The organism is Butyrivibrio sp. AE3003, from assembly GCF_000686065.1.
GTDB classification, from domain to species: domain Bacteria; phylum Bacillota; class Clostridia; order Lachnospirales; family Lachnospiraceae; genus Butyrivibrio; species Butyrivibrio hungatei_A.
The window spans coordinates 1,087,794-1,099,778 of sequence record NZ_JMLX01000001.1 but is presented as its reverse complement, the minus strand read 5'-3'; the positions used below and the strand labels follow the sequence as shown (position 1 = coordinate 1,099,778).

Below are 11,985 nucleotides of genomic sequence, written 5' to 3'. Positions count from 1 at the left end.
AAATATGAACAAGATTATTATTACAGTTGTTGGTAAAGACACAGTGGGAATTATTGCTAAGGTATGTACTTATCTTGCAGATTCAGGGATCAATATCCTCGATATCTCTCAGACTATCGTAAGCGGATATTTTAATATGATGATGATCGCATCTATGGAAGGGACATCAAAAGATTTCAACACTGTTGCCGATGATCTTGAGAAAATTGGTAAAGATATCGGTGTTGTAATTAAATGTCAGAGAGAAGAAATTTTTGATTCCATGCATAGAATTTAAGGAGACAACCTAATGATAAACACTAAAGAAGTCATCGAGACCAATGAAATGATCGAGAAGGAAAATCTCGATGTAAGAACAATTACAATGGGTATCAGCCTTCTTGACTGTATCGATTCAGATCTCGAAACTCTCAAGAAGAATATATACAATAAGATTTATGAGTCTGCAAAAGACCTTGTTCGGACCGGAGACCAGATCTCAAGAGAGTTCGGTATTCCTATCGTAAACAAAAGAGTTTCCGTTACACCTATCGCTCTTGTCGGTGGGGCAGCTTGTAAGACAAAAGAAGATTTTGCGGAGATAGCAAAGACTCTTGATGAAGTTGCAAAGAAAATCGGAGTAAACTTTATCGGAGGATATTCAGCGCTTGTAAGTAAGGGAATGACACAGGCAGACAGACTTCTCATTGAGTCAATTCCGCTTGCTCTTTCTCAGACAGATCTTGTTTGTTCATCAATCAATGTAGGTTCAACCAAGACAGGTATCAACATGGATGCTGTTCGTCTTATGGGAACAATTATAAAAGATACTGCTGAAGCAACCAAAGAGAATGATTCTCTCGGATGCGCAAAGCTCGTAGTATTCTGCAATGCGCCTGATGACAACCCGTTCATGGCGGGAGCATTCCACGGCGTTACGGAGGCAGACAGAATTATCAATGTCGGTGTTAGCGGACCCGGTGTTGTTAAGACTGCACTTGAAAAAGTAAGAGGAGAGAATTTTGAGATTCTCTGCGAGACTATAAAGAAGACAGCATTTAAGGTTACAAGAGTTGGTCAGCTCGTTGCAAGGGAAGCATCAAAGAGACTTGGCGTTCCTTTTGGAATAATCGACCTTTCACTTGCACCCACACCTGCTATCGGAGACAGCGTTGCCGATATTCTTCATGAGATAGGAGTTGAGCATGCAGGTGCGCCCGGAACAACGGCAGCTCTTGCACTTCTTAACGACCAGGTTAAAAAAGGCGGTGTTATGGCTTCTTCTTACGTTGGCGGACTTTCGGGAGCATTTATTCCTGTAAGTGAAGATCAGGGAATGATCAACGCCGTTGAAGCGGGAGCGCTTACACTTGAAAAGCTTGAAGCAATGACATGCGTATGCTCTGTTGGTCTTGATATGATCGCGATTCCCGGAGATACAAAGGATACAACCATCGCCGGAGTTATTGCGGATGAAATGGCAATCGGAATGATCAACCAGAAGACTACTGCAGTAAGACTTATTCCAGTTATCGGAAAGGGAGTGGGAGAGACTGTTGAATTTGGCGGACTTTTGGGATATGCACCTATTATGCCTGTAAACGGATTCTCTTGCGACGCTTTCGTAAACAGAGGCGGAAGAATTCCCGCCCCCGTACATAGCTTTAAGAACTAATGATTTTTAAGAATTATTTGACTGCACTGAACGGAATGGTGATGTTTGAGTAAAACTCGTTTTCACTGTTTCTGAAATCTGCTGAACCACCATAGGTTTCAGCTGCAGACTTGATTGATTTTAAGCCTATACCACTGCCGGCACGTCTGGTGGTGATATAGGTGTTATTTTTTTGCTTAACAAAGCCGTTGAAGCTGTTGGTCGTAACTATATAAAGGTTACTCATATTTCTTTCAAGGATCTTGATATCTATCTTTCTGTCTTCCTCGGGAAGTTCCCTACAAGCAAGAACGGCATTTTCCAAAAGATTTCCTATTATATTGCAAAGATCTATGGTTGATATCGATATTTCTTTTACCGGAAGAGTAACTTTGCAGTTAAACTGTATCTTTTCACTTTTGCATTGTCTCATATAGTGATTGAGGAGTGCGTTGAGCGAATTGTTCTTGCAGTAATATCTGATCTCGCTTTCGGGCATATTACTGATGTAATTGCTGAGGTACTCTCTGATAGACCTTATGTCACCGCTGTTTGCAAGAGAATCGAGCAGGCAGATGGTATGCTTGAAGTCGTGTCTTACCCTTGCTGTATTCTCAATATAGCTCTGCTGACTTAAGTACTGAGCTTCTTTCATCTGCAGGATATGATATTTCTCTTCATATTTAACTGCGTTCATTATCTCAAACACTATGTTGTAAAAAATGATAGTAAGAATAATGAAGACAAAGAACATTCCTATAAGAAGTCCCCAATAAGTGGCAAATATATCATCAACGTAGAGAGAACTGTATTTGCCGGGCATTATAAGCAAACTGATAGCCACGAATATGATTGATACGGGCATTGTTATAATCCATATCTTAGGAATTGTGAGCATATCAACAAGGTTGCTTCCGTGATCGTAAAGAGGAGACCAGAAGATAGCAACGATGAAGAAGCTTATGGTAACACGGATAAATGTTGTTTCTATATTATATGTGTCGGAATTGGATGCGGGATTGACAATTGCATCGTATCCGTAGACTCCGTTTATTATTATCGACATCAAGGCACACATCCAAAGGTAGATCGCAAGGGATTTTGCAAGATCTGCAACAAGAGTTTGCTCATAGATAAAATACAAGATAAAAACCAATAAAAGAAATGTAAAAGCTTTATCTGCATCAAGTGTAAGTGTAATAAACGAAAACAGCGCGGACAGGATTACTATTATGGCGCTCATTCCGATAAAAAGCGGTTTGGTTCGGTACTTCAGATGATTCTTAAACGGCAGGTAGCACATGATAAGTGCCGGGATAAGAATGAGGTTTGAAAAAAACATATTCAAAAAATTAAAGGCGTTCATCAGATAACTTCACTTTCATTTCTAATTTTATTAAAGATATAATTCTTCCAGATCTGCTCAAGCTGTTTTTCTTTTCTGAGCGTGATGGGAGTCTGCATGTCACCGGCTATAAAACAGCTTCCGTTTTTTAAGGAAGTGATATAGTCCATATTTACCAGGATTCCTCTCATGACAGGAAGAAATCTGATGTCTTCGGTCAGAATGTCCGAGATTCTTGAAAAAGTCATTCTGACTTTATATGTCCTCTGATTCTTTAAGACAATCTCGTTGTAGTGGCCGATGGATCTTATAAGTGCGATATCTGAATAGGGCACGGATACTTTATCTTTTTCATAAGTAAAGAAAAGGTACGGAACATCTTCGGCCATTGTTTTTTTCTTAAGGAAATCATCCATAACCTTATAGAGCTTGCCAATCTCGGCAGGTTTTGAAATGTAATCATAGGCATGGATACTAAATGCTTCCGGCATGAATTCATTGCTGCTTGTAAGAAAGATGATAGCGGTATCGGTATCGGTTTCTCGTATTTTTTGGGCAGTTTCGATTCCTGAAATGCCATTCATATAAATATCCATGAAGATCAAAGTGTAATTATATTTTTTATACTCGGAAAGAAAATCTTCGCCTCCCGAAAAGACTTCGATAGAAAGATCGAGTGAGTTCTCATAAGCGTAACTCATCAGAATAGTTCTCAGCTGATCCGCATCAGAACGCAGATCGTCAACAATTGCAATATTCATTTAACTATAATTCCCCGTCATAAAATTAGCGTTTTGAAAAATATTTCATAATAGATTATAATATTATAATGCATCTTATGCCAAAAAAAAACATTTTATGACATAAATATTGCTTCGAAATCGCGTTGACAATAAAATTTTATACGTCAACGGCAAACGGTTTGACTAAATTTGAGCGATAAACTTATGCAAAGAGGGGCACTTATGTTTAGAAGATTAAAAAATCTGTTTGTATTCGCTCTCGTTGCTGTCATCGGCACTACAAGTCTTGTAGGCTGCGGAGATAACACCGAATCGGTTTCTGATATCGATCTTACCAAGATTCAGAGACTTTCTTATGATGCAACAGACGAGCACGAAATTGCGTTGGAGAAATTCAATAAAGGTTGTGAACCTGCCAAGATTATTCGTGACGACAAGTCACAGCCTGAAAAGAACTTTTGTCTGATTTTTCAAGGCGCAAAGGATTCAGTTACCGTAGAAAAGGTACTGCAGATCCTTGATGAGAAGAATATCAAGGCTACATTCGCTATTACTGCGGCAACAGCTGCGGAAGACGATGCTTTGATCGACCTTATTATTGAAAAAGGACATGACATTATCGACAATGGCCTTAACGGCGATTCTTCTATAGATGTATTGTCAGATGAAGATATGGTCAGCAATTTTTCTGATTCCAGAAAAGTTTTTTCCACATTAATGGATGTTCCACCCGATAAGATGATGCTTAACACTACATATTATAATGACACGATATGTATGGCAGCGTCTGCTTCAGGTTACAACAAACTGGTTTCACCCAGTTCCGGAAGCTACCTTAATGAGAAGAGTTTCAGAGATGCTCAGAATACTTCTGAGTATGTTTTAAGACAGGGAAGCGGTAAGATCCTCGTTATCAAGCTTGATGAGTATGTTGAATCTCTCGAGGTTGATCCGAAGGTTGAATACAAGGACCCTGCTATTGACGTACAACCGACTATAGTTCCTTCAGCCGACAGCAAAGAGAAGGAAGATGAAAGAGACGTTGTCACCATGGTTGGATGGCTTCTTGATGCAATGCAATCTCAGAATGTTCAGAACGTTAAGCTTGATAAGCTTAAAGCTCTTAATGATGAAGAGTACGTAAGACAGTTGTATGAAGAGACAGGCGGATATTCTGCCGAAGTATATGAAGAAGTAGCAACAATGAAAGATGTTACCGGTCTTTGCTTCTACGGAATTCCCGAGAATGCCGAGAGCGTTGATGCTATTACAAAAGCACTTATCAAAGCCAATGCAAAAGCCACTTTCTTTGTAAGCTCAGAGGATATAGAGAAGAACCCCAAGTCTGTTGAGAAGATTGTAAATTCAGGATTTTCAATCGCAACAAGAGGCACTACGGGTGGAAATATCAGTAACAAAGAATTCTATGATATATATGTTGATCTCAAGACTTCTGTAAGAAGCATTCAGAAGAACTACGGTCTTAAGGCAAAATACTACATGCCTGAAGATGCAAGCGAGATAACGGAGAACCTCAGAATCGCAGCAAAGGTTGCGGGACTTGATGTTGTTTCACCCAAGAATGAAGCAGTTCCTGAGAAGGGCTACATCAGCTGTTTCGATCTTACAAGAGAGTTCGATATGGCTAAGCTCAATGCTTATATTTCATCCACGGCAGGTAAAAATCAGCAAGTTGTAGATATCACAGAACTTGTCAAATCATCTACATGTGAGCCTGTTACCGATAAAGAGACACTTGCGCACCTTAGAATGGAAAATCATGCAAGACTTGCTCAGGAGAGAAAGAATATATATACATCTGAAAGAGCTGTGACCATGACATTCTACGGAATCTCAAATAAAGCGGTTCTTAATGATGTTCTTTCAATACTTAAGCAGAACGGATACAAGGGAACATTCTTTGTAACACCTGATGAACTCAGTAGATGCGGAGAGTCAATTACCAAGATCCTTAACGGCGGAAATGAGATCGGTATTGCATATGTTAGCAATTCACAGATCGATCAGAGTTATGATGAAGTTGCCGGATATATATTTGGTGCCCAGCAGTATGCAGAGTGGAAATATGATGCCAAGATTTCTGTTGTAATGCAGCCTTACGGCGTTCCTTCCAAGGATACCAAGGAAGCTGTCGCTTCATGCGGATGCTCACTTGCAGGATATGAGTACTCGATGGTTCAGTCTAAGGACAGAAGTGCTGTAGACTTAAGCTTCTACACAACACTTGCCAAAAAGGTTGAAGCACACAGAGGAAGCATTATTTACTTTAATATGAATTACTACACCGCAGACCAGGATGCTGCAAGCGGTGACGGAACAACACTTCTTGCGGAACTTTTGAATAAGTTCATTGAGACAAAGATTTATGCACTTACATATAAGGATGTTTACGGAAAGTCACAGCCTTCAACATCATATACGGTTAAGACTTTCAGTGAACTTGCTTCTTCACAGTATGTATATGCACCTATCAAGAATTCACAGAAGATTGTTTCAAACAATAACAACATTGTTGAAGCACTTCCGGATAATGCAACAAAGAATGCATATATGGCCGGACATTACATTGGAAATCCCGATGTTACATACATTCCCGGATTTACCGATGATGAGATGAAAGCTTATGACAAGACCGGTAAGATATCAAAGAATAAGGTTATTTTCCTTACTTTTGATGACTGGGGATATGAGCAGGATATAAATGAACTTCTTTATGTCCTTGATAAGTACAAAGTAAAAGGAAACTTCTTTGTAAGAACAAACAATGTTGCCGACAACCCGAATCTTTTAAGAGCTATCGCGGTTGACGGACACATGATAGGATCACATTCCAATTCACACATGGTTGCATGGAATGCTACCCAGAACGAAGACGGAACATATAGTTACGAATCAATCAGTGAGGATGCCGGAAAGAGACTTAGAGCAGATGTAGTTAACAGCTACTCAACACTTAATAAATACTGCGGTGATGTAGTCGTAGACGGAAGACGAGCGCTTTCAACAATCTACAGACCACCGACCCTTGCAATGAGCCGAATCGCTATGGAAAATATTTTGGATGTAGGATTCTCATACATTGTCAGCGGAGACTTTAGCTCAGGGGACTACAATTGCAGTTCTGTTGATGAAGTTGTGAACATATTACGAAACGGCAAGAAAGCATGGTACGGAAATGCAACTATAGGAAATGGTTCATGTATCGTATTGCATATGTCGCCCAATGCACAGTATACTGCCGAGGCACTCGATATCATGATTCCGGAATGGAAAGCTCAGGGCTACAATTTTGGCAGACTTGACGATTACCTAAGATGATTGAGGGGTAAAAGATGGAATTTCTGGATAAGATAAAAAAGAAAAAAGGTTCTGTAAACAAAGAAGACGTGATGACTGTTGAAAAGAAAGACAGACGAGTCCTTTCACATGTTCCGGATTCTTCAAATAAAAGAACAAATACAGAACGAAGAGGAAACAGTAACGACAATAAGAATAATGATTATGAGGCTTTTCTTAAGGAGAGTAAGTCGGGCATAAGATACGTTACAGGTTTCCCGGTACATATGAGAAGCTACTCCAAAGAAGGCCCGAAAGTCAGCGGAGTCGGGAAGGTAGTTGATATATCAAACACCGGTATGCTCGTCGAAGTTGGAAGAGAGGAATTTAGCGCTCTCAGCACCAAGACGATGCTCAAAGTTGACTTCAGGGTTGTTCCGGGAAGTATGCCTGAAGGTAATGAAATGCGGGTTAAGCAGAAAGTGAAAGTAGTCCGTACTTTCATTACTTCCGACGGAAAGTTCATGATCGGAATAAACTTTGGCAAAGAGCTTCACAATTATGCTGCCGCAAATAAAGACAGATTCATGTTTGTATCTTCGGTCATTCTGATAGCGTTTACTATCGCATGCGTCATCCTTATGAGAGCGGAGAGCATCATTTACTTTAAGTTTAATAAGCTCCTGTATCTGTACAGTATGGTCACAGCAGTGTATCTTTTGAGTAGATATATCTTCGGAGCTTTCTACAGACCAAAGAAAGTTGATCCCGATTTTACACCGGGTGTTTCAATCCTTATTCCATGCTTCAACGAGGAAGAATGGATAGGAAGAACCATAGAGAGCTGTGTGAATCAGGAATATCCGATAGAAAAGCTTGAAGTCATCATAATAGATGACTGCTCAACCGATGGTTCTGTTGAGAAGATAAAAGAGACAATAGAAAGATTAAAGAAAGAAGCAAACGGTAAGTATGATCTTGAAGGCAGAATTTCTTATTGCGTACAGGAAAAGAATGCCGGAAAGAGAGATGCTCTTGTAAGGGGAGCGGAACTTGCAAAACATGAGCTTGTTGTCTTTGTTGATTCGGACAGCTTCCTCGATCCGTTTGCCATAAGACATCTGGTTCAGCCCTTTAAGGATCCTAAGATGGGCGGCGTTGCAGGAAGAACCGATGTTGCAAATACTTACACAAATGCACTTACCAAGATGCAGAGTGTCAGATATTACATTGCTTTCAGGGTTATGAAAGCTTCTGAAGGGCTCTTTGATGCGGTTACATGTCTTTCGGGACCTCTTTCCTGCTACAGGAAGGAGATAATCCTTGCAAACAAAGAAGCGTGGATGAATCAGAGATTCCTTGGACACAAGGCTACATTTGGTGATGACAGAGCGATGACAAACTTCATCCTCAGGCATTACAGGACGACATATCAGGATACGGCGGTTTGTTCTACGATCGTTCCCAATAAACATTCTGTCTTTCTTAAACAGCAGATGAGATGGAAGAGATCGTGGCTTAGAGAATCACTTATTGCAGCATCTTTTATGTGGAAGAAGGAACCGTTTGCGGTTATCGGATTCTATATGGGACTTGTGGTTCCTGTAGTTGCTCCGCTGGTTGTTCTTTATAACCTTGTATATGTACCTTTGACACAACACATTTTCCCGACCGCATTTTTACTGGGATTGTTCCTGATGTCATTCTTGATGAGTATGTCGCAGATGCTTCTCAGAAAGAGCTCAACATGGGCGTACGGCCTTTTATTCTGCATTTATTATGAGCTTATTCTTTTGTGGCAGATGCCTATTGCATGGTTCACGTTCTGGAAAACCACATGGGGAACCAGAATGACGCCAAGTGACCTGGAGGAAGCTGAAAAGAAGCGCCTTCGCAAGGAAAAGAATAGCAAAAATAAGTCGTCAGATAATAATAACGTGGAATAAGGTGGAAATATGTATAAGATTGAATCATCAAAAGATATAAAGAAGTTGATACGTTCAATATTAGAGCTTGTACTTCTGCTTTCGCTTTTGGCTTTTGTATTGAATGCACTACTTACTTCTACAACGTACAGACCGTACAATCCGTTGGATACAAATGTGGTTTCACGTATGGATCATGGATTTATCGCTGTTTCATATTCCGGTGTGGCAAGAGATGGAAGTAGTTCAAGAATCGGTGTCGACAGGCTTGATGAACATCTGAATGCGCTTCAGAAGTGCGGATATGTTACTATCACGCAGAATGATATCGATAATTATTACAACAAGGGTATTGCGCTTCCTGACAAAGCTCTTTTCCTTATGTACGAGGATGGAAGAAATGACACGGCCATCTTTTCACAGAAGTTAATGGAAAAATACAACTTCAAGGCAACGATGTTTACTTATGCCGAGAAGTTCAGAAGCAAAGATGCGTTTTTTCTTATGCCTGATGAGCTTAAGAGACTTGAAGAGAGCACCTACTGGGAGCTGGGAAGTAACGGATACAGACTTGGATACATAAATGTATTTGACAGATACGACAGATATATCGGAGAACTTTCAAGTGAAGAATATTCTTCCATGAGTAAGTACTTCGGAAGAAATTACAATCATTATCTTATGGACTACATAAGAGATGAGAACGATGTTCCGAAGGAATCCTACAACGAGATGCAAAAGAGAATCTTGGGTGAGTACGGACTCATGAAACAAGAGTACCAAAAGGGACTTGGCAAAGTGCCCGGTGCTTATGTGCTTCTTCACTCAAATACAGGAAAGTTTGGTGAAAACGACAAAGTAAGTGCTGTAAATGAGAGGGCTATCGGAAATACCTTCGCTATGAACTTTAACAGAGAAGGATATGCACTCAATAACAAGAAGAGCAGTATTTACGATCTTACACGCCTTGAGCCTCAGCCGAACTGGTATACAAACCATCTTCTTATGAGGATAAAGGCTGATCTTCCGGAGGAGGATCAGAAAAATATAGAGTTCATCAATGGGGATGGTGACTCAAAGAATGCCTGGGAGCTCGAAAAAGGAGCTGCCGAGTACAGGAAGAATGATGAAGCTATCGCGCTTACATCACTTCCTCAGGAAATGGGTATCTTAAAATTAAAAGGCAGTGAAAACAGTAAAAATGTTGAAGTGTCTGCAACGCTTAAAGGAAATGTACTTGGTTGCCAGTCGGTTCTTCTTAAGGCTGACAGTAAGCTTGATGCCGGAGTGGAAGTAAGACTCATGAACAATCATCTTTACCTTGTAAACGGTAAGGATATTCTTGAGGATATCGATCTCTATGATTTTGACGGCGGAGAAAAAACTTCCGTTGAAGAGGACATGAGAAATTCACTTGCCGGTGAGTATGCTGCATTTGCCAGATATGCTGCAAGCCACAAGGAAGCCGAAGAATACACAAAGCTTTCGAACGAAGCCAAAAAGGCTAAAGTCAAGACTTTGCAGGATGGCGGCGAAGAGTACAGACCTGTTTTCCAGATCGGGGATAAAGGAAACAGGAAACTTGACATAACGCTTATTGATAACATGATCACTGTTAAGCTTGATGGCAAAGTTGTTTTTGAGAATTACGAGCTTAAGAAGATCGGTGACGGAGCAATCTATTTGAAGAGTGCCTGGACTGAGTACGGTTATAGCCAGAGAAACATTGCTGATGATGTTTACGACGGAGTATTTGAAAAATTAACCGTTAAAGACCTTGATAATGGCACTGTACTGTACACAAACGTCCTTACAGGTGTACAGAATGTTCAGAGAAAAGCTGAGCAGACAATTAATTCAGTAATAAACTGGTTTATTACAAATATTTGATTGGATGATGCCTGACAACAGATAGGGGATACTATGAAGAAGAGAGCTTATACAGTGCTTTTGATGGCGGCAATATGTATTGGAACATTCTGTGGCTGTGGGGACACTACAGATAATGACAAAGACACCGCTTTAGGAAGTGAAGCTGAATATGCTACTGTGATCACCGGCGGAAATGGGGAAGAAGCCAAGGATGCATCTGTCTGGTATCCATATTGGGATAATGCAACTGCTGATGAGGAACTTGCCGCTATTGGCGATGACCTTGGTACGATCTGCTTCTTTGCAGCGTACTTTGACAAGAACAGCAATATGTTTATTCCCGATAATATCACGGACAAGATAGGACAGTTCGATAAGTCGGGTTATTTAAAAGGAAAGACAACATTTCTTACAATAGTTAATGATAAGTTGCTTGATGAGGGTTCATCCCTGAAAGACACTGAGCTTTTGTATGAGATATTGGGGAGTAGCGACCTTGCGGAAAAGCATGCGGACAATGTAATAAAACTTACCAAGAAATCCGGTCTTGGTGGAGTTGAGATTGATTATGAGGCAATTAAAAAAGACACTGAGCTATGGGGACACTTTAACGAATTCATTAAGGTGTTGTCAGAAAAGGCTTCAAAAGAGGGACTCCTGCTCAGGGTTGTATTTGAGCCTTCAGCGCCAATAGGCAGCTATGAATGGCCTGAGTATCCGGAATATGTGATGATGTGTTACAACTTAAAGGGCTACGGTACTGATCCGGGTCCAAAAGCGGATGTGGCATTCATAAAGGATATGTATGAAAAGATGACTGTCCTTAAAGGTAAGATCAATTTGGCGTTTGCCACGGGAGGATTTGATTTTGCCGCAGACGGATCGGTAAAACAGGTTAATTATAGAAATGCTGTGACTCTTTGTGAAGAATATAATGGCGAAATTGCCAGAGATCCTGACAGCAGTGCGTTACATTTTGAATACACCGATGATGCGGGACATAAGCACGAGGTGTGGTACGCAGACCAGGAAACGCTTAAAGTTTGGACTGATACAGCCAAAGATGCCGGATGTGAAAAGTTTTCGATATGGAGACTAGGTGGTAACTTCTGACCGTATATTTTGCAGACAGAAAATCACAAAGAAAAAGTCATAAAATCGGTATTATAA

8 protein-coding genes are annotated in these 11,985 nt (G+C 40.4%); 6 read left to right on the top strand and 2 right to left on the bottom strand.

Annotated elements, in window-relative coordinates; genetic code table 11:
• Nucleotides 1-4: 4 nt before the first annotated feature.
• Both CD00_RS0105295 and CD00_RS0105290 read left to right on the top strand, forming a co-directional pair.
• Nucleotides 5-277, top strand: coding sequence for an ACT domain-containing protein (locus tag CD00_RS0105295; protein WP_026655009.1), 273 nt, complete (start codon nucleotides 5-7; stop codon nucleotides 275-277).
• Nucleotides 278-289: 12 nt separating this feature from the next.
• Complete coding sequence (locus CD00_RS0105290; protein WP_026655008.1) at nucleotides 290-1,654, top strand: PFL family protein; 1,365 nt, start codon at nucleotides 290-292, stop codon at nucleotides 1,652-1,654.
• Between the two features lie 13 nt (nucleotides 1,655-1,667).
• Here CD00_RS0105290 and CD00_RS0105285 read toward each other — a convergent pair whose 3' ends face one another.
• Together CD00_RS0105285 and CD00_RS0105280 are read right to left on the bottom strand one after the other, a co-directional pair.
• A complete protein-coding gene (locus CD00_RS0105285; RefSeq protein WP_207640452.1) occupies nucleotides 1,668-2,975 on the bottom strand; it encodes a sensor histidine kinase in 1,308 nt (435 codons plus the stop codon).
• Between the two features lie 23 nt (nucleotides 2,976-2,998).
• Nucleotides 2,999-3,739: a LytR/AlgR family response regulator transcription factor gene (locus tag CD00_RS0105280; protein WP_026655005.1), complete on the bottom strand. Its 741-nt coding sequence runs from the start codon at nucleotides 3,737-3,739 to the stop codon at nucleotides 2,999-3,001.
• Between the two features lie 204 nt (nucleotides 3,740-3,943).
• On the opposite strand from CD00_RS0105280, the gene CD00_RS0105275 reads away from it, so the two are divergent.
• From CD00_RS0105275 to CD00_RS0105260, 4 genes are read left to right on the top strand one after another with little or no spacing between them, the layout of a single operon-like run.
• On the top strand, nucleotides 3,944-7,060 hold the full coding sequence (locus tag CD00_RS0105275; RefSeq protein WP_026655004.1) for a polysaccharide deacetylase family protein: 3,117 nt from the start codon (nucleotides 3,944-3,946) through the stop codon (nucleotides 7,058-7,060).
• A gap of 14 nt (nucleotides 7,061-7,074) precedes the next feature.
• Complete coding sequence (locus CD00_RS0105270) at nucleotides 7,075-8,964, top strand: glycosyltransferase family 2 protein (RefSeq protein WP_026655003.1); 1,890 nt, start codon at nucleotides 7,075-7,077, stop codon at nucleotides 8,962-8,964.
• A 9-nt stretch (nucleotides 8,965-8,973) separates the two neighbouring features.
• Nucleotides 8,974-10,833, top strand: a complete 1,860-nt coding sequence (locus CD00_RS0105265) for a polysaccharide deacetylase family protein (RefSeq protein WP_026655002.1) — start codon at nucleotides 8,974-8,976, stop codon at nucleotides 10,831-10,833.
• A 33-nt stretch (nucleotides 10,834-10,866) separates the two neighbouring features.
• A complete protein-coding gene (locus CD00_RS0105260) occupies nucleotides 10,867-11,928 on the top strand; it encodes a glycosyl hydrolase family 18 protein (RefSeq protein ID WP_026655001.1) in 1,062 nt (353 codons plus the stop codon).
• The last annotated feature ends 57 nt before the right edge of the window (nucleotides 11,929-11,985 follow it).